The sequence below is a fragment of the Micromonospora sp. WMMD812 genome, from assembly GCF_027497215.1.
GTDB lineage: Bacteria > Actinomycetota > Actinomycetes > Mycobacteriales > Micromonosporaceae > Micromonospora.
Map to the genome: position 1 here is coordinate 1,672,490 of NZ_CP114904.1, position 17,846 is coordinate 1,690,335.

Annotated in this window: 15 protein-coding genes; 2 read left to right on the top strand and 13 right to left on the bottom strand. The window is 72.2% G+C overall.

Features of this window, described 5'->3' with window-relative positions; genetic code table 11:
- Positions 1 to 192 precede the first annotated feature (192 nt).
- The 8 genes from O7603_RS07690 to O7603_RS07725 all read right to left on the bottom strand — a co-directional run bounded on the left by O7603_RS07690 (position 193) and on the right by O7603_RS07725 (position 9,414).
- Positions 193 to 1,326, bottom strand: coding sequence for a LacI family DNA-binding transcriptional regulator (locus tag O7603_RS07690; protein ID WP_281574985.1), 1,134 nt, complete (start codon positions 1,324 to 1,326; stop codon positions 193 to 195).
- On the bottom strand, positions 1,310 to 3,130 hold the full coding sequence (locus O7603_RS07695; RefSeq protein ID WP_281574986.1) for a hypothetical protein: 1,821 nt from the start codon (positions 3,128 to 3,130) through the stop codon (positions 1,310 to 1,312). The genes O7603_RS07690 and O7603_RS07695 overlap by 17 nt, the downstream gene beginning before the upstream one ends.
- The gene (locus O7603_RS07700; protein ID WP_281574987.1) at positions 3,127 to 4,941 is read right to left on the bottom strand and encodes an MBL fold metallo-hydrolase; all 1,815 of its coding nucleotides are present in this window, start codon (positions 4,939 to 4,941) and stop codon (positions 3,127 to 3,129) included. Before O7603_RS07700 ends, O7603_RS07695 begins: the two co-directional genes overlap by 4 nt.
- Before the next feature lie 318 nt (positions 4,942 to 5,259).
- Positions 5,260 to 5,529 (bottom strand): aldehyde dehydrogenase family protein, encoded by a 270-nt coding sequence (locus O7603_RS07705; protein WP_348651057.1) that lies wholly within the window; start codon positions 5,527 to 5,529, stop codon positions 5,260 to 5,262.
- Between the two features lie 343 nt (positions 5,530 to 5,872).
- Positions 5,873 to 6,715 (bottom strand): alpha/beta hydrolase, encoded by an 843-nt coding sequence (locus O7603_RS07710; protein WP_281574989.1) that lies wholly within the window; start codon positions 6,713 to 6,715, stop codon positions 5,873 to 5,875.
- A gap of 4 nt (positions 6,716 to 6,719) precedes the next feature.
- Positions 6,720 to 7,166 (bottom strand): hypothetical protein, encoded by a 447-nt coding sequence (locus O7603_RS07715; RefSeq protein WP_281574990.1) that lies wholly within the window; start codon positions 7,164 to 7,166, stop codon positions 6,720 to 6,722.
- A 438-nt stretch (positions 7,167 to 7,604) separates the two neighbouring features.
- The gene (locus O7603_RS07720; RefSeq protein ID WP_281574991.1) at positions 7,605 to 8,465 is read right to left on the bottom strand and encodes a class II fructose-bisphosphate aldolase; all 861 of its coding nucleotides are present in this window, start codon (positions 8,463 to 8,465) and stop codon (positions 7,605 to 7,607) included.
- 16 nt (positions 8,466 to 8,481) lie between these two features.
- On the bottom strand, positions 8,482 to 9,414 hold the full coding sequence (locus tag O7603_RS07725) for a 1-phosphofructokinase family hexose kinase (RefSeq protein ID WP_281574992.1): 933 nt from the start codon (positions 9,412 to 9,414) through the stop codon (positions 8,482 to 8,484).
- A 457-nt stretch (positions 9,415 to 9,871) separates the two neighbouring features.
- Between O7603_RS07725 and O7603_RS07730 the strand changes: the two genes are divergently transcribed.
- Positions 9,872 to 11,770: a hypothetical protein gene (locus O7603_RS07730; protein WP_281574993.1), complete on the top strand. Its 1,899-nt coding sequence runs from the start codon at positions 9,872 to 9,874 to the stop codon at positions 11,768 to 11,770.
- Between the two features lie 9 nt (positions 11,771 to 11,779).
- Here the strand turns inward: O7603_RS07730 and O7603_RS07735 are convergent, their stop codons facing one another.
- A complete protein-coding gene (locus tag O7603_RS07735) occupies positions 11,780 to 12,979 on the bottom strand; it encodes a citrate synthase (RefSeq protein ID WP_281574994.1) in 1,200 nt (399 codons plus the stop codon).
- A gap of 68 nt (positions 12,980 to 13,047) precedes the next feature.
- Here O7603_RS07735 and O7603_RS07740 point away from each other — a divergent pair, with 68 nt between their 5' ends.
- Positions 13,048 to 14,184, top strand: a complete 1,137-nt coding sequence (locus tag O7603_RS07740; RefSeq protein ID WP_281574995.1) for a citrate synthase — start codon at positions 13,048 to 13,050, stop codon at positions 14,182 to 14,184.
- 91 nt (positions 14,185 to 14,275) lie between these two features.
- Here O7603_RS07740 and O7603_RS07745 read toward each other — a convergent pair whose 3' ends face one another.
- Genes O7603_RS07745 through O7603_RS07760 form a run of 4 tightly spaced genes read right to left on the bottom strand, consistent with a single transcriptional unit; the run spans position 14,276 to position 17,821 of the window.
- Positions 14,276 to 15,019 (bottom strand): amidohydrolase family protein, encoded by a 744-nt coding sequence (locus O7603_RS07745; RefSeq protein WP_281574996.1) that lies wholly within the window; start codon positions 15,017 to 15,019, stop codon positions 14,276 to 14,278.
- Positions 15,016 to 15,756, bottom strand: coding sequence for an amidohydrolase family protein (locus O7603_RS07750; RefSeq protein WP_281574997.1), 741 nt, complete (start codon positions 15,754 to 15,756; stop codon positions 15,016 to 15,018). Before O7603_RS07750 ends, O7603_RS07745 begins: the two co-directional genes overlap by 4 nt.
- The gene (locus O7603_RS07755) at positions 15,753 to 16,649 is read right to left on the bottom strand and encodes a dihydrodipicolinate synthase family protein (RefSeq protein WP_281574998.1); all 897 of its coding nucleotides are present in this window, start codon (positions 16,647 to 16,649) and stop codon (positions 15,753 to 15,755) included. Before O7603_RS07755 ends, O7603_RS07750 begins: the two co-directional genes overlap by 4 nt.
- Positions 16,646 to 17,821, bottom strand: coding sequence for a DegT/DnrJ/EryC1/StrS family aminotransferase (locus O7603_RS07760; RefSeq protein WP_281574999.1), 1,176 nt, complete (start codon positions 17,819 to 17,821; stop codon positions 16,646 to 16,648). Before O7603_RS07760 ends, O7603_RS07755 begins: the two co-directional genes overlap by 4 nt.
- Positions 17,822 to 17,846 lie beyond the last annotated feature (25 nt).

Sequence of the window (17,846 nt, forward strand, 5' to 3'; positions counted from 1 at the left end):
ACGGCGGATGTCCGGGACAGGCACGCGGGAACCCCGTCGTGACCTGGGCTTCAGCCGTGGCGGCCGAGCCGTGGTCACCCGGCGGCCGGGTCCGGGACATCGGATGTGGCATCGTTACCACAGTGATCTGCAACATATGGCGGTCTCGTGGGGAGTGTCAAGGGTTGGTTGCGGCAGTGTTACGTGCGCGGGTCAGCGCGGCGATGGTGCGGTGGTCACCGAACGGGATCCGCTGCCCGCCGGGTGGATGCGAACACTGCGTGGGGCCGCGGTCGAACCGCGGATGACAACCGACGGCTCGATGTACTGCACCGTCGCCAGGTTGGGCGCGGATCCACCGAGGCGGTCGATGACCAATTGGGCGCAGGTGCGGCCGAGGTCGTCGGTGTGCTGGTCCACAGTGGTGATCCCGGGCGAAACCATGGACATCCACGGCACGTCGTCGAAGGCGACCAGCGACAGGTCGTCGGGCACCCGCAGGCCGCGGCCCTGCAGCGCCTGGAACGCACCCTCGGCGAGCATGTTGTTCGCGGCGAAGAGGGCAGTGACGTCGGGACGCCGGTCGAGCAGAGCGTTCACGGCGTCCCGGGCCGCATCGGGCTGGAACCTCGTCGGCACCACCAGGGTGGGATCCATCGGCAGCCGGGCGGCGCGAAGCGCGGCGCGGAAGCCGGCCAGCCGGCCTGCGCCGGTGGTCCAGTCGGTCTCGTCGATGAGCAGCGCGATGTTGGTGTGCCCGAGATCGACCAGGTGGCTGGTGATCTCCTGCGCTCCCTGGACGTTGTCGACCAGGACACCGTCGGAGGTGAGCCCGTCCACCATCCGGTCTGCCTGCACGACCGTGACACCGTCGTCCATCAACATCCGCACCGCCCGCCCGGAGACCGGTGTGACGATCGCCGCCGACACCCGTACCGCCAGGAAGGTCCGGGCGCCCTCCACCTCGGCCTCCGCCTGGCCGTCGTTGTTGACCACGATCACGTGATAGCCGGCCGCGCGAAGTTGCTCCTCGATGCCGGCGGCGAGGTTGGCGTAGAACGGGTTACGGATGTCGGAGATCAGCACCCCGACGGCCCGACTGGTGCGGTTGCGCAGGGCTCGGGCGTTGCCGTCGGGAACGTAACCGATCTGTTCGGCGGCCGCGAGCACCCGAGCGGACACCTCGGCGGCGACGTAGCCGTTGCCGCTCAGGGCCCGCGAGGCGGTGGACGGCGAGGTGCCCGCGGCCCGAGCCAGATCCTGGATGGTCGGGCGCTGGCGCTGGCGTCGACGGGGAGCGGCCTCCTGCGGAGATCCGCCGCCACCATCCTCAGGTTTGCGCGCCATGAGACGTGATTCTATGCGGCGGGATCAGGCCATGCGTCTCGCGATAGGCCGCCCAGGCCCTCGCGATCGCCGCCCACGTCGGCGGGGTGAGCAGGTCAGGGTCCAGATCCATCCGATCCGCGTAGTACAGCGCCGGCACCCCCAACGTCGGCGCGGCGGCGGCGTACGCCACGAGATCGGCCTGGCCGGGCAGGCACCAGCCGTCGGTGTCGATCGGCAGCTCCGGGCAGGCGGCCTGCACCACCCGGGCCCGGTAGGTCATCTGCGCCACGACGGCGGACCCGGGGACGCCGGGCGGCGGTGTCCGCCCCGCCGGGTGGTCGAGATGCAGCACGTCGTTGAGCCGGATCATGTCGGTCACGTCGAGGAAGCCGGGATCTGGCGCGTGCGTGACGATCAGCGAGTCCGGCTTGATCTGTTTGGCGGTCCGGTAGGCGACCCCGAGGAGTTCGTGCAACAGATCGAAGCCCCACGACGGGCCGGCATGGCGCAGGGCCGTACCCGACGGGGTGCGCCCGGTGAAGTCAATCTTGAGCCCGTCCGCGTTGAGGCCGTCCGGGTGGAGCATGTGCCGGACGGCGTCCTGGATGACCGATCGGCCAAGCGGGCTCTCCGGGTCGAGTGCCACCGGGACACCGTCGGGATCCCGCACGCACGCGTCGTCGGGAGCGCCCTCCGGATCCCACGCCTTCCACCAGAGCAGCACCCGCTGCCCCTCGGCGTGCCGGGCCGCGATGAAGCCGGCCAGGTCAGGCCACTTCCGCGGGTCGGACCGGCAGGTCGCGTACTGCTCTTGCCACTTGTCGTCCACCACGATCGTGCCCGGTACGACCCCATTGCGGGCCAGCGTGTCGAGCAGGTCGTCGTACAGCGCCTGTCGGGACAGGTCGGGCGCCGACGAGTCGCCCTCGCTGGCCAGGGCGCACTGCGCGCCCCAACCGCAGAAGATCGGCTGGCGCCAGTGCTCGGCCAGCGGCCGTGGCGTCGCTGGCGCCGTGAGGCCACGCGCGTCGAGCTCCGCCCGGTACTGGCGTAGCCCCTCGTACGGATCCTCGGCGCCGAAGAGCAGCAGCACCGTCGGCGTGGTGAACGTCCCGTCCACCGTGGTGTGCCCCTGGTACTCACAGCGCAGGCTGAACCCGCCCGGGGTCGGGTCGTAGCCGAACTCCAGGAACGTGCGCCGCCGTGCCGCCAGCCCGAGCATCAGCCAGGCCCCCCTTGGCAGCTGCCGGTCGTCGTCGGCCGGCTGCCGGGACAGGCCGAAGCAGGTCGGCGCCGGCGTGAACAGCCAACGGCCCACGCCGGGTTCTCCGCCCTCCCCGTTGGCGCTGATCACCGCCGGCTCGGCCGCCGGTCGGGCGATGCGCCACGGGTGGTCGGGGTTGGGCGAGAAGACGGTGCGGTGGGCGGCGCCGCTGGGCAGCATGCCCTGGGGCAGGCGCGCTCCACCGAGCAGCTGCACGGTGGTGATCCGACCGTGGCCGTGCACCGTCGCGGCGAAGGTGATCTGACGTGGGTGGAACTCCACGATCTGGGTGCGCCCCGACCATCGGGTGCTGGTGCAGGTGATGGTCAGTCGCACCAGGTCGTGGTGACGCTCGTGCGCGATGGCCTCGACCCGGACGGTCTCGTCCGGCCCGTCGAGGGCGTGCACCGAGGCGAGCAGGCGCAGCCGCCCCCAGGACCCGCCGTCGGCCGCGGTGACGTCGGCCAGCAGCCGCCGACGGTCGATCCGGGCGGTGTAGTGCGGGGTACGGATCTCCAGTTGTCCGGCCGTGTCCAGCACGGCGACTCCGGCGCTCATCGCACGTCCACCAGCGCCTCGGCCTGCTGACCGAAGTTCCGGTCGCCGGCGGTCAGGTTCGCCGCCACCCGGGCCCTGCGCTGCGCTGTGCCGGGGGGCGGCAGGACGTCGAACCGCACGCAGGCCTCGCCCAGCGCGTCGACCTCGACCGCGCGCTGCCCGGGCGACGACTGCCAGCCGGGCGGCACGACCATGTCGACGCGCAACCCGCAGCGGCGCCGGAACGGGTTGCGGACCTCCACCTCCAGCCGCAGCGGCTCGCCGCCGGTCACCGTCGAGCGGTACGGCAGGATCCGGGCACCGAAGCCCTCCGCGCCGAAGTCGACGTCGTCGAGCGGCAGCAGCGTCCGGTGCAGCCGGGCGAGCTCCTCGCCCTTGGTGAGCAGCATGTCCAGGTAGGCGTCGTCCACCCGACGGGGCGCCCAGTGTCCGCTGATCATGAGATCTGGCGCCAGCCGGCGGTACAGCAGCGCCGAGTCGACGAAGTCGTCGATACGGAAGCGGTTGCGGTACTGGAAATTGAGCACCTCGGTGCGCTGCCCGTTCACCCAGCCGCCGTCCTGCTGGTCGCCGGTGGCCACGACGGTGTTGCCGTCTGCCTGGAACGCGATCGCCACGGCGTACAGGGTGTGACCGGGCAGTGGCCACATGGTGAGCTCGTACTCGTGCCATCGCACCGGTACCCCGGTGGGCACCACCCGGTCGACCGGCAGCGGGTCGTACCAGAGGCAGGGCAGGTCGTAGCGGAGCGGGTCGCGCAGGATCGGCGCGATCGAGTCCGCCGCCCAGATGTGGGTGCCCTCCACCTCGTGCAACAGGTTGAATCCGGCCACGTGGTCGTCGTGGTAGTGGGTGGGGACGGCCACCTCGACTCGGTCGATGCCGTACGAGCGCTTCAGCGCGTCGAGCGACGCGAGCCAGGGCCGGCGTGACGATCGGTCGGTGCCGGTGGGCAGGCCGGCGATCATGTCGAAGCCGTAGTCGATCAGCAGCGCCGCGCCCGAGTCGGACAGCAGCGCGTAGCTCGTCGCGAAGGACGTGCGGTTGCGCAGCAGGTGCGGGGAGATCTCCTCGTACGGCTGCCGCAGCCGGGCGGTCAGGTCCCAGGGCTCGTCACGCCGGAAGTCGACCAGCGCCTGCAGGTTGCGTCGGGTCTCCGCGAGCGCGGGCTGCGGATCGGTGATCGGACGGCCGTGCGAGGGCAGGATCAGCTCGGGATCGCGGTCGGCGAGCAGGTCCAGCGACAGCACCGAGGCGGCGGCGCCTTCCAGCCCGCTGTAGCTCCACTGCAGCGCCGAGACCGACCAGACTGTGCCGGGACCGTGCAGCAGGTCGCCGGTGAACGCGATCCGCCGGCCGTCCAGCTCCGCCAGGTAGCTGAGCGAGCCCAATGTGTGCCCGGGCGTGGGCAGGGCCACGAGGGTGACGTCGCCGAACTGGACGGGTCGGTACTCCGGCACCACGCCGTGCACCGGCACGTCGTTCAGCAGCGAGAACCGGTCCTGACGCAGGTCGTAGTAGTTGTCGATGGTCCGCGTCTGCCAGTGCGTGCCGACCTCGGCGAACAGGTCACGCTCCGACGACGGCACCCAGATGCGCGCCCCGGCACCCACCGCGCGAGCCAGGCCCTGGCCCTGGTCCCGGTGGTGGTGCGTCATGAGTACGTCGGTGATCCGCTCGACACCATAATCGGCGAGATGATCAAGGATGGCGCCCGAGCCGAAGTCGATGGCGACGGCGTCCGATCCGCTGATGATCAGGTAGACATTGCAGGTGTCGTAGTGCACACATACGTGGTCCGTCAGGCGCATGTGGCAACGATTTCACAAACTAGGCATCTGGGGAAGTGCGCCCGCTTCGTTCGACCAGCCACCCGACACCCTGAGACGACCCTCGTCGGGTGATGGCATGGCTGCGCGATCTCTGACCTTGATGGCGGTGCACGCCCACCGCGACGACGATGCGACGAGCACGCGGCCCCTTGCGCTCGATCTAGATTCGCGACAGAGTCGTCAGTGCTCAGCGCGTTGATCTGAGGCTCTGCGCAGGTCGACCGGACCCCGTGCTCGATGCGCCACGAGTTGCGGATGTACTCGTACGCATACCAGCTATGGGTCCGGCCGTGCCCGTCACAGCATTACGGACCGGGGCTCCAGGAAGCCCTCAAGGCCGAAGCTGCCGTATTCGCGGCCGAGGCCCGACTGCTTGAACCCTCCGAACGGGGACAGTGGTTCGTAACCGCCGTTGACTGACACCCGGCCCGTCTCCAGGCGGGACGCGATGCGGCGTGTTCCAGAGTCATCATCGTCGGCTACCTCATCGCCCTCTCCTGGTGGGGCACCCGACTCACCGCCCACACCCTGCGACTCGCCTTCCCCGCCGTCGGGACAGCGCTGCACCGCCTCGTCGATCGCTCCAACGGGTTAACTAGCCGCCCATGAACGGGCGGGTTCAAGCCCCTCGCTGGCTGCGAGGTGATGCCACGTGCGGGCGGGTGACTGCGCGCGCCAGCTCTCGGCATCGTGCTCGTCGATGTTGAAGCCGCTTGGTGACCGGCGTGGGCAACGAGCCCGCACGATCGACAGGTGGCGGCAGCCGCGGGTTTACGGGGCATGGTTCGAGGGAAGCGGCCTGGACAACCTCGGGTGGGAATCGTGACGATTGTGGGCGCACCGTCGGATCGGGCCTCCGACGTCACTGCTGGGTGGAGGCCAGACCGCGCGGCCACCGGCCCGCCGTCCGCTATCCCAGCGTGAGCATCGCCTCGGTGACCTCGCCGACCGCCGCATCGGGGATCGCAGTGGCAGCCTCGTCGACGACGAGCAGCCGTGCCCCGGGGATCTCGCGCGCGATCGCCTCGCCGTTGCCGACGGGGAAGAACCGGTCGCGGCGGCCGTGGACGACGAGTGTGGGGACCTCGATCTCGGGCAGACGCTCACGCCAGCGTGGTGTGCAGTCGAGCCTGGAGAACACCATGCCCATCTGGTTGGCCATCTGGACCGGTGGTGCGGTGCCGGGAGTGCGGTCCCAGATGCGCGCAGCGATTGCGCGTGCGGCGACGGGGTCGTCGCCGAGGATCTCCGCGCCGGCGGCGGCGAACTCGGCAACCGCCTCGCGGTCGGTCCAATCGGGCATCGGACGCGCGAACAGCCGACTCATCGTCGCCTGGTCATGGTCGGGGAGGTCATCGTCGGGCGGGCCAGGGGCAACCGCGCGGGTGCCGACCAGGGTGAGCGCCGAGAACGCGCCCGGATGGTCGAGCAGGGCCACCTGGGCGACCATCCCGCCGACGCCGATCCCCGCGAGGTGCGCGGGCCCCCCGCCGAGCGCGTCGGCAAGAGCCGCCGCGTCGGCGGCGAGGCCGCGCAGGGTGTACGCCGGCGCCTCCGGATCCGTCGTTGTCGACTCCCCGCTGTCGCGCAGGTCGTAGCGCACCACACGGCGGCCGCCCGCGGCGAGGCGCTCGCACAGCGCGTCGGGCCAGGAGAGCATCGTCGTCCCGCCCGCGAGCAGGACGAGTGGCGCGTCGTCGTCACCGAACGACTCAATGCCCAAGGCGATCTCGTTAACGTTGACGGTGGTCATCGGATCACCGGGAGACGTCGTAGGTCAGGTGCGTCGCGGGGTCCTTGCCGCTGTCCGACGACGCCGCCTCGGCTCGCTCACGCGCGGCGGTGACGGCGTCGGGCAGACCGGTGGTGACGAACGTCCAGTCGAGGTTAGTTGTTCGCACCGACTCTGCCGGCGAGTTCGTCACGACGACGAACGCGGGCTTGCCGACCTCGCCGGCGCCGTAGCCGGGGGTGTCGTCCCAGCCTTTCGGCCCGTCGACCACGTCGAAGAGGTGGCGGTCGAGGACGACGGCGCCCGAGCGGGCGGTCCCCTCGCGCAGGACCCGGCGGTCGTCGGGGTCGTCGGAAAACGCCCACGTGTGCAGGGCCTCGCCGCCGGTTCCCAGACTGTTGTCCGGGCTGGGGTCGGGCCCGGTGACGAAGCCGTCGAGAGAGACCGCGATGTCAGCGATGATTCGAGTCATGCCAGGGCAGACTCGGTCCGCCGGCGAAACTCATCGCTGACGCCTGAAGCGTACGGCGGATGGCCGCCGGTTCAGGGCTGAGATGCCGGGGCCGGCGACGAGACTGCCTCTTAGAAACGCACTGCCCTACCGGGCATCGTTCGGTGCGGCTGCCTTGTTGGCAGAACCGTCTCGTCAGGGGGTCCAGAGTCCGGCGCCCAGAGCCTCGGGCTCACGCTCAGCCGGGCGCCGCCGGCCGGCAGCGTGCTTGGCCGGAGAGGCAGGAAGACGTTCACCGCGACCCTGGCGCCCTTCCAGTCGGCCGGGTCGACCTGCCGTGGGACCAACTCTTCGAGGTGATCCTGGAGCCCCGGCTGCAGCTGGCCGGCCGGTCCAGGCGGGCAGTTACAGGCGCTCAGCCGACCGGACGGCGCCGGACGGACGACCGGATGTCGTAGCTCAGCCGGCCGACGAGCCGAGAAGCCGGAGGAAGTGCGCGACGGTCTCCGTCATCGCGGCTCTGCCGCGGGACAGGTACGCGCGGGGGTCGGTGACGGCGGGGTCGCCGGCGAGGTGGGCCCGGGTCGCGGCGGTGAACGCGACGTTCAGCGCCGTGCCGATGTTGATTTTGACGATTCCCGCTCCCACCGCTCGCACGAGTTCTTCGTCCGGCACGCCCGACGAGCCGTGCAGGACCAACGGCACGCCGACGGCGTCCCGCAGCTTGCCGATCAGCGCGTGGTCGAGGCTCGCCGTCCGGGTGGTCATGGCGTGGCTGCTGCCGACCGCCACGGCGAGCGCGTCCACCCGCGTCGCCGCCACGTACCCCGCCGCCTGGTCGGGGTCCGTGCGGGCGCCCGGCGCGTGGGCGTCCAGCGGCGCCTCGCCGTCCTTTCCGCCGATCCGGCCCAGCTCCGCCTCGAGCCAGAGTCCCCGCTCATGGGCCCAGTCAGCGGCCCGCCGGGTCGCCTCGACGTTGGCCGCGTAGGGCAGCCCGGCCGCGTCGTACATCACGGAACTCACCCCGGCGTCCGCGACCTGGCGCAGCAGGTCCTCGTCCCGTACGTGGTCGAGGTGCAGCGAGACGTCAACGGCGGCGGCCCGGGCCACCTCCGCGGCCGCCCGGGTGATCGGCAGGACGCGTCCGCCGTGGTATCGCACCGCGTTCTCGCTGATCTGGAGGATGGCCGGGGCGCCGACCCGCTCCGCGGCGTCCACGATGGCCTCGGCGTGTTCGAGGGTGATGACGTTGAAGGCGGCGGCCGCGTGGCCGCTGCCCGCGGCCCGCCCGACGAGGTCGGCGGTGGATGTCAGGGGCATCGGGAGACTCCGGTCGTCAGGTGGTGCGCGGTCTCGGCGTGCGGGACTCGACCGGTCGGGGGGCGAGCCGGTGGTAGGTGTCGGCGTCGAACTGGCCCGCGCGTGGTGCCCGCACCGTGGCGGCGGACAGCGCCACGGCCTCCGCCAGCCGGTGCGGCCACGGAGTGGCGGAGTGGATGCCGGCCGCGATCGCGGCGACGACCGAGTCGCCGGCTCCGGTCGGGTTGCCGGCGAGCGGTTCCGGAGGTCCGGCACGGAAGGTGCCGTCGGGGGTGACCGCGAGCAGACCCTCCGACCCCAAGGACGCCACCACCGCCCGTGCCCCCGCCGCACGGAGCGCTCCGGCAGCGGCGAGCGGGTCAGGCAGGCCGGTGGCCTCGACGAGTTCGGTGGCGTTCGGCTTGACCACGTCCGGGCCGGCCGCGACCCCGGCGCGCAGCGGTGGTCCGGCCGCGTCCAGGATCACCGGCACCCTGGCCCGGGTCGCTGCGGCGGCCAGTTCGGCGTACGCCGTGTCGGGCAGCCCCGGCGGCAGGCTTCCGGAGAGGACGAGCACCGACGTGTCGGGGAGCAGCCGGTGCACCTGCTCGCGGAGCGCATGCCACTCGTCGCCGGACACGGCCGGACCGGCCTCGTTGAAGACGGTGGCGTCGCCGCTGCCGACGTCGACGACGGTGAACGTCCGCCGGTTCTCCCCCGCGATGCCGACCAACCGGTTGGCGATGCCGTGGCTGTCGAGATCGGCGGCGATCGCGGCGCCGGGGAGGCCGCCGCGGAACGCCACGGCGACGGTGGGCAGGCCCAGCGTGTGCAGGACGCGGGCGACGTTGATCCCCTTGCCGCCGGCCTGAGCGCCGACGTCGGTGACCCGGTGACTGCTGTGCGGCACCAACGACGAGACGGTGTGCGTGATGTCGAGGGCGGGATTCAGCGTGACCGTGACGATCATGTCGTGCCCGGGTCCGCCGATTCGGTGTGTCGCATGAGCCCTCCCCACCGCTTTCGTATTGGGGCTGGACCGTAATACGGCAGCGTGGGTTCCCGCAACCGCCCACGGTTCCCGCCCATCTTGGCGGGACGCCGACGTGCGACGGCCGTCCGGCCGATCGGGAACACGGTGCTCGTGCAGAGCCCCGCGGTGACCGGTCGGGCGGGCCGCCGCGGGCCCGCAGCGGGCGCGGGAGCAGCCGTGACCGACCCTTGACGGTCCACTTCGACCATCATTAAGGTCCAGACCGTAATGACGTGGACGAACGGAGACAACGATGCCGCTCAGCCGTCGATCGCTCCTCGCCGGAAGCTGCCTCACCGGTGCAGCCCTGGCAGTAGGCCACGGATCGCTGGCGGCGCCAGCGTTCGCGCAGGACGACCAGGAGCTCACCCCGACCAGTTTCGGTCCGGCGTCCTTGACCGCCGCCGTCCGCGGCGCCGCGGTCATCGGCGACAGCGTCTTCATCACCTCCCGGTTCAACACGCCCGAGGCGAAGATGCGGCTGGGTGAGTACGGTGTCGCCACCGGCGAGATGCGCAGGATCGACGACCTCGACATCCCGAGCAACGGTGGGCAGAAGCTCGCCGCCGACGGCCGGTACCTCTACATCGGCCCGGCCGGCAGCGCGTACGTCTACCGGTTCGACCCGCAGAGCAGGGAGCTGGTGGCCTGGGCGCGGGCCGGCGGCAGCACCACCTGGTACTACGACATGGTCGTGCACGGCGAGCACCTCTACCTCGGCACGTACCCCGACTGCACGGTCAAGCGGGTCCGGCTGGCCGACGCCACGATCGAGACGTACGGTCGCATCTCGACCTCCCAGTACGCGGCGGCCGTCGCGGTCGACGACGAGTACGTCTACGGCGGTTCAGCCGCGCCCGGCACCCTGCTGATGTGGCCGAAGGCCGGCGGCACCCCGATCGACCTGACCGCGCACCTCAGCGCCTCCCCCGTCGGCATCCTCGACATAACGGTCTCCGACGGCGTCATCTACGTCGCCAGCGGCCGGCAGCTCATCTCCTTCCGCCGCGACGGCTCCGACCGGGTCTCCCGGGACATCCCCGCCGAGGACCGCTACATCGACCAGGTGACCGTCGGCAGCGACGGCACGGTGTACGCGTTGACCCGGCTCACCACCAACCTGTACGAGGTGACCGCGGACGGCCTGGTCAAGGTCGGCCAGCCGCTCGCCGACGTGGAGAACCAGCTCCTCACGCCGCTGCCCGGCGGCGCCCTGCTCGGCGTGAGCGGCCTCGGGCACGTGTGGCGAGCGACGCCGAACGGCACGGCCAGCGTGTGGCAGACCGCCACTCGGGGCTTCGGCTACCCGGAGACGATCCAGTCGATGATGCGGCACACCCGCAACACGATCTGGGTGGGCGGCCACTACGCGATGACGGTGCACCGCCCGGAGGCTGGCACCAGCCGCCGGTTCGACGTCAACGGCGAGGTCAAGGCGATGGCCGAGGGGAAGGCCGGCACGGTTTATGCCGGCCTCTACCCGAGCACCCAGATCGTGGCGATCGACCCGGCCAGCTTCGCCGTCAGCGTGCTGGGGCCGCTCGGCAACGAGCAGCTACGCACCAAGAGGATCCACGTCGACCGGCCCCGCAACCAGCTGATCGTGGCGTCCAGCCCGCAGACCACCAAGCACACGGGCGCGCTGACCTTCGTCGACCTGTCCGACAACACGTTCGAGGCGCACCGGGAGTTCCTGCCCGAGCAGAGTGTGATGGACGTGGTGGTGCAGGGCACCACGGCGTACATCGCCGGCGACACCTACGGCGAGGGCACCACCGGCCCGATCCGCAGGACCGCGCAGGTGGCCGCCGTCGACATCGTCACCCGCACGCTGCTGTGGCGCGAGGAGATCAAGCCGGACTGGCAGTCGTACGAGAGCCTGTACGTCATCGGGAACCTGCTCTACGCCATGGGCCGGCGCCCGCGCGGGGCCTGGTTCGCCTACGACCTGACCATCCGCACGATCGTGATGGAGGGTGACCTCGGCGGGTACGGACAGTTCAACGGGGTCGACGGCCGGGTGTTCTCCTGGGTGCACTGGACCAACGACATCTGCGAGCTGCCGACCGTCCCGGGCGGCGAGGTGACCACGCTGTACGACAACGTGCCGCGCGGCTGGTACAACAACCCTGCCTTCACCTTCACCCCGGACGGCAGGTCGACCTGGGGGATGCTCGGTATGGACCTCGCCCGCTTCCCGTTGCCTCGCGGTAGTCGGCAGCGGGACGGCGTTCCGGCCTCGTCGTCCGGCGGGCACGCGGACGACGAGGGCCGGTCGGCCCCCGTGCCGTGACGTCGTCGTTCACGCCACCGCGGGGGTCGGCCCGGTGTAGCCGCTGCTCCACCGGAACCGGTTGTTCGGCTGGGCGTACTCCTCGATGACGTGCGCGATCCAACCCGCCGTCCGGGCGACTGCGAAGATCACCTCCGCGGCGCCCAGCCCCATGCCGGTCGCATGCGCCAGCACGGCGAGGGCGAAGTCGACGTTGGGCAGGGCGTCCCGCCGGGCCGCCGTGGTGACCAGGTCGTCGACGGTCCGCCGCAGGTCGCCGTCGACCGGCATCTGCGTGATGAGATCGAGCAGGGCTGCCCCGCGCGGGTCGCCCTCCGGATACAGCGGGTGCCCGAAGCCGGGCAGCTCGCCGGTCCGCAGCCACTCGGCGATCGCGGCGGACGCCCCGTCCTGCAGCGCGGCCTCGATGAACCGGTAGACGCTGCTGCCGACTGCTCCGTGCATCGGCCCGTCCAGCGCACCGAGACCCGCGAGCACCGCCGCGTAGGGGTTCGCCCGGGTCGACGCCGCGACGCGTACCGCGATGGTCGACGCGGCCAGGTCATGGTCGGCGAGCAGGACGAGTGCGGCGTTGAGCGCTCGGACACCGTCCGCGGACGCCGGCGTGCCGGTCAACCGGGACCACAGGCGGGTTGCCAGGAGGTCGTCCGGTGGTGTGCCGCCCATGAGGGGCAGGGCGTCGACCATGGTGGACAGCAGCGCGGGCGCGAGGGCCGTGACGGTGGGCGGCGCCAGGTCGAAGCGCAGCGGGTCCGTCGCGGCCGCGACGGCCACGATCACCGGCAGCCGGTCGAAGGGCCGGGCCCGGGCGGGCAGGTGGTCGCCGGCCCGCCGGGCCCGATCGAGGGTTTCCGCGGACGCCACGAAGGCGTCGCGGTGCCGCTCGCCCGTCCAGAGCCAGTGCGCGACCTCCTCGAACGGGGTCACCGGTGCGAGCTTCGCGGCGTCCAGCCCCCGGTAGTGCAACCGCCCGTATGCGATCAAGGTGGTGGCGGTGCGCATTGCCGGGGCGACATCGCGTTCCGGCCGGGTCGCCTGCGTACGGGCGGCCAGCCGCTCCACGTCGGCCAGCCGGAAGCGGCTGATCCGCTCGCCGGGAACCTTGACCCTGTTGAGCAACCCTCGACTGACGTACGCGTAGATGGTCTCCGGCTTGATGCGCAGGCGGTGCGCGACCTCGGCGGTTGTCAGCAGTTGATCCCCGGACATGTGGCCATGCTCTCACGTTGATTGAATCAATGTTGACTGGCGCTGTCCGCCGGCGCGACGCTGCCCGCATGGCTGACACCACCATCACCGTTCCGCGCGGGCTCGCCGGCGTCGTGGTCACCGACACCACGATCGGCCACGTCCGCGGCGACGAGGGCTTCTACCACTACCGGCAGTACTCCGCCATCGACCTGGCGGAGCGCCGGACACTGGAGGACGTCTGGGCGCTCCTCATCGACGGTTCCCTCCCCACCGAGCCCAAGGCGCTGCACGAGGAGATCGCACCCCTGCGCCACGTCCCGCCCTCGGTCGCCGCCGCGCTGCCCGGCATCGCCGCGGCCTCGACGGCGCAGGACCCGATGGGCGGGCTGCGCGCCGCGCTGGCCGTCGCCGGCCTCGCCGCCGGCGCCCGCCCGCTGTACGACACGTCGCCGGCCGAGCGGCGGGCGCAGGCCATGTCGCTCTGCGCGCTCACGCCCAGCCTGCTGGCCGCGTTGTACCGCCTGCGGGCAGGGTTGGAGCCGATCGCGCCGCGCGACGACCTGTCCCACGCGGCGAACTACCTGTACATGATCAGCGGTGAGGTGCCGTCCGAGCATCACGCCCGGGCGGTCGAGCGCTACCTGATCGCGACCGTTGATCACGGTTTCAATGCGTCGACATTCACGGCCCGTGTCATCGCCTCCACCGGCGCCGACATCCACGCCTGCGTCGGCGGCGCCCTCGGCGCGCTGTCCGGCCCCCTGCACGGCGGAGCTCCCAGCCGGGCCCTCGACACCCTCGACGCCATCGGCTCCATCGAGCGGGCCGACTCGTGGTTGCGTTCGCGCATCCTGAACGGGGAGCGGATCATGGGGTTCGGGCACCCGATCTACCGGACGGAAGACCCGCGCTCACGCATGCTCAAGGGGATCGCCCAATCCCTCGGCGGGCAGCTCGTGGACCTCGCCGTGGCCGTCGAGGAGCGGGTCCTGTCGTTGCTGGCGGAGTTGAAGCCCGGCCGGGAGCTGCACACCAACGTGGAGTACTACGCGGGCGTCGTCATGCACCTGTGCGGGCTGCCCCGGGAGATGTTCACGCCGACCTTCGCCACCAGCCGGGTCATCGGATGGTGCGCGAACGTGCTGGAACAGGCCGAGGACTCGAAGATCATCCGGCCGGACTCGCGGTACGTGGGCCCACGCCCGCCCCAACCGCTGCCGTGATTCCCCGGCGGCCGCGAGGCGTTGCGGGGCCGTCCGGCAACGCCTCGCGGGCGCTGCCGGACGGCGGTCCGCCGCCTCAACCGCCGGCTCGTCAGACCGTGTCGAAGGACAGATCAAGCCGGAACAGTTCGGCGGCGTTGCGCCAGGCGACCCGCTCGGCCAGCTCGGGCGACAGATCGGCGGCGAGCACCGCCCCGTATGCGGCGGCCGGGTCGATCAGGGTGGCGTCGGTGCCGAAGAGCAACCGGCGCGGGTTCACCGCCGCCGCCACCGCGGCGAAGCGACCCGCCTCCGTGTGCGAGAAGCACGGCTCCAGCCAGAGCCGGTCCACCCCGTTGGCCGCCTCGATGGCGTGCCGCCAGCCATTCGCGCCCATGTGCCCGGCGATGGCGCGCACTCCGGGGATGTCCGCGACCGCCTGGGCCAGGTCGAGCGGCGTCGCGTCCCAGGTGTGCACGAGGGCGGGCAGGTCGTGCGCCGCGGCCAGTTCCAGGGCCGCCCGGGTCTGCACGGAGTTCGCCGGCGACCCGGTGTAGTCGGTGTGGATCTTCACGCCGACGAACCGGCCGGTGGGCAGCAGGTCGCGCAGGTCCCGTTCGGCGTCGTCCAGCCGGCGCGGGTTGATCGTCAGGTAGCCGAGCAGCCGGTCGCTGCTCTCCAGCACCCGGGCCATCGCCCGGTTGCCGCCGGCGACGTCGTAGATCACCGCTTCGGTGGCGGAGACCACGGCCAGGTCGATGCCGTAGCGGTCCATCACCGCGAGGTTGGTCGCGACCGCGCCGACCTCCATGCTGAAGAACCACGGTCCCCAGTGGGCGTGGACGTCGATGATCATCGGGCCAGTCCCAGGATCCGGCGGGCGTTCCCACCCGTCACCGCCGCGACCGCGGACGGGCTGATCCCGGCCCGGGCCAGCCGCAGCCGCGGCACGACGGGCTCGTAGTACGGGGTACGGGAGCCGTAGAGCAGGCGCTCGACGCCGACGTGCGCGGCGACGGTCTCCAGCGCGTCCGGGGAGTTGAGCAGCCGGGTGGAGGTGTGGAAGCCCGGCTCGTCGCGGGCCACCACCACGAAGTCGCCCAGGTGATAGAAGTGCGTGTCGAGGAAGACCACGGTCGCGCCGCGCAGCGGCCGCCAGAACCGGCGGACGTCCCCGCCGGTGAGGACGACCAGGCCGGCCTCGGCGGCCCGGCGGGCGACGTGCCGTACGGACGGGAAGTCCGCCTCGACGCGCTGCTCGTCGGGGAACAGCCGCACGGCCCGGAAGCCGTGCTCGGCGAGCCGGACGACCTCCCGCTCGGCGCCGAGCGGGTCGCGCAGGTCCAGCCCGCCGACCGGCAGCACGCCGGGGCCGGCGAGGGCGGCCACCTCGTCGTTGCCGCTGCGCACGTCGAACAGGGCGGCGCGCAGGCTCGCCACGGCTGCCCGCTCGACGCCGTTGGCGGCCAGCCTCTCGGCGACCGCCGCCGGCTCGCCGGTGGGCCCGGGCCGGTCGGCGTACCGGCCGACGAGCACGTCGATGTCGAGGGTGACCGGCGGCAGGTCGCCGGCCACGAACGGGTTGTCGTTCACCCGCGGCCCGCCACCCGCAGCACCCGGTCCCGGTCGCCGTCGGGCAGCGGCGGTGCGTGCGGGTCGTCCGCGTGGCTCGCCGGGATCCGCGCTTCCTCGGCGGCGATCCAGAGCATGCGCTGCACGTACCCTTCCATCGGTTCGGTGAAGGTGACCTGGGCCAGCCGGTCGAGGTCGGCGGAGGCGGTGAGGAACTCGTCGTAGCGCTTGTCGGCGTAGGCCCGCAGCACCCGGGCGGTGACCGGGACCGCGGCGGCGGCCAGTCCGACGAGGGCCGCCTCGGCGCCCCACATCAGCGACGGTCCGAACATCCGGTCCTCGCCGGTGACCGCCAGCCGGTCGGCGTGGTGCGCGGCGGCCAGGGCCGTCTGGCAGGCGAGGGCGTCGTGCAGCCGGGCCACCTTCACCCCGGCGATGCCGGGGTGCCGCAGCAACTCGGCCAGCGTGGGCTCGGCGTACGGTCGCAGGTAGAGGTCGAAGGCGAACATCGGCAGGCCGGCGGCGTGCCAGAGCGCGTCGTGGTGGGCGACCGGGTCGTCGTCCACCGGGAAGACCAGCAGGCCGGCCGCGCCGAGGGTTGCCGCCCGGACCGCCTGCGCGGCCACCTCGTCGGTCCGTTCCCCCGGCCGGCCGCCGACGCCGACGATCACCGGCGCCCCGGTGTCGACGGCGCGGCCGATGACCAGGTCGCGGGTGGGCTCGTCGTGGTACGGGCCGCGCCCGGTGTGCGCGAGCACCGCCAGGGCGTCCGCACCGTCGGTGACCAGCCCTCGCAGATAGCGGTCGAGTACGTCGGGGTCGGCGGCGCCGGTCGCGTCCACCGGGGTGGCGGTGGCGGCGATCAGCCGCCAGCGCAGCCGGTCGCGCAGTGCGGCGGCGATCGGCGCGATCATGAGGTCACCGCGGCGCGGACGGCCTGGGCGATTTCGTCGACGTGCGCGTCGGTGTACCGCTCGTTCCAGTCGACCACCAGCAGCGTCCGCTCGATCATCCGCTCGGCGACCGGGAATGCCCCGGGTCCGTAGGCCGGCAGCCGGTCCGCCGGTGGCACGGTGAGCGGGAAGCGGGAAGCGCCGTAGACAGGGGCCTCGGTCAGCGCCGGGGCGTAGTGCAGCGGCTGTTCCAGGTAGCCGGCGCGGGCGGGTATGCCGGCGGCGTGGAGCTTCCCGGCCACCTCGTGGTTGGTCAATGGCGGGTCCAGCACGATCGGGAACAGCCACCAGGCGTGCGCGTCCACGTCCGCTGGCAGGTGCACGCCGGGCAGGTCGGCCAGCGCGTCGACCAGGCGCCGGGCGGTGCGCCGCCGGTCGGCGAGCACCCCGGGCAGCTTCGCCAGCTGGGCCCGGGCGACGGCGCCGGCCAGTTCGGTCATCCGGTAGTTCAGGCCGAGGCCGACGTGCCGGCGGGCCTCGTCGCGCGGCCAGCCCTTGTCGGCGAAGAGTCGCATCCGGCGGGCCAGCACCGCGTCGTCGGTGACGGCCAGGCCGCCGTCGCCGCAGGTGATGTGCTTCCACTGCTGGAGGCTGAAGCAACCGATCGCACCGGCCGTGCCGGCGAGGGTGCCATCGGGGTAGCGGGTGAGCCAGGCCTGGGCGCAGTCCTCGATCAGCGGCACGCCGGCGGCGTCGGCGACCGCGCGCAGGTCGGCAGCGGCGCCGAACAGGTGCACCGCGAGGATCGCGCGGGTGCGCGGACCGATCGCGGCGGCGACCGCCGCCGGATCCAGGTTGCCGGTGTACGGATCGACGTCGGCGAACACCGGTACCGCGTTCTGCGCGAGAATGGGCGCGACGGTGCCGAAGTCGCTGATCGGAGAGGTGATGATCTCGTCGCCCGGATCCGGTGCGACGGCGGCGACGGCCAGGTGCAGGGCCGCCGTTCCCGAACTGGCGGCCACCGCGTGCGACACTCCATGGCGGTCGGCCATCTCGCGTTCCAGGGCGCGGACCTCCGTGCCCCAGACCGAGCTGAGCATGCCCGACTGGAGCACCCGGCTGACCGCGGCCAGCTCCTCCGCGCCGATCGTCCGGCCGCTGGCGTCGGCCATGCTGGGAAACGAGGACACGTACCCTCCCGGGCTACAGTAATAC

Coding starts and splice junctions, on each gene's coding strand:
- O7603_RS07690 (WP_281574985.1), bottom strand. CDS start 1,326: ATGGCGCGCAAACCTGAGGATGGTGGCGGCGGATCTCCGCAGGAGGCC.
- O7603_RS07695 (WP_281574986.1), bottom strand. CDS start 3,130: ATGAGCGCCGGAGTCGCCGTGCTGGACACGGCCGGACAACTGGAGATC.
- O7603_RS07700 (WP_281574987.1), bottom strand. CDS start 4,941: ATGCGCCTGACGGACCACGTATGTGTGCACTACGACACCTGCAATGTC.
- O7603_RS07710 (WP_281574989.1), bottom strand. CDS start 6,715: ATGACCACCGTCAACGTTAACGAGATCGCCTTGGGCATTGAGTCGTTC.
- O7603_RS07715 (WP_281574990.1), bottom strand. CDS start 7,166: ATGACTCGAATCATCGCTGACATCGCGGTCTCTCTCGACGGCTTCGTC.
- O7603_RS07720 (WP_281574991.1), bottom strand. CDS start 8,465: ATGCCCCTGACATCCACCGCCGACCTCGTCGGGCGGGCCGCGGGCAGC.
- O7603_RS07725 (WP_281574992.1), bottom strand. CDS start 9,414: ATGATCGTCACGGTCACGCTGAATCCCGCCCTCGACATCACGCACACC.
- O7603_RS07735 (WP_281574994.1), bottom strand. CDS start 12,979: ATGTCCGGGGATCAACTGCTGACAACCGCCGAGGTCGCGCACCGCCTG.
- O7603_RS07740 (WP_281574995.1), top strand. CDS start 13,048: ATGGCTGACACCACCATCACCGTTCCGCGCGGGCTCGCCGGCGTCGTG.
- O7603_RS07745 (WP_281574996.1), bottom strand. CDS start 15,019: ATGATCATCGACGTCCACGCCCACTGGGGACCGTGGTTCTTCAGCATG.
- O7603_RS07755 (WP_281574998.1), bottom strand. CDS start 16,649: ATGATCGCGCCGATCGCCGCCGCACTGCGCGACCGGCTGCGCTGGCGG.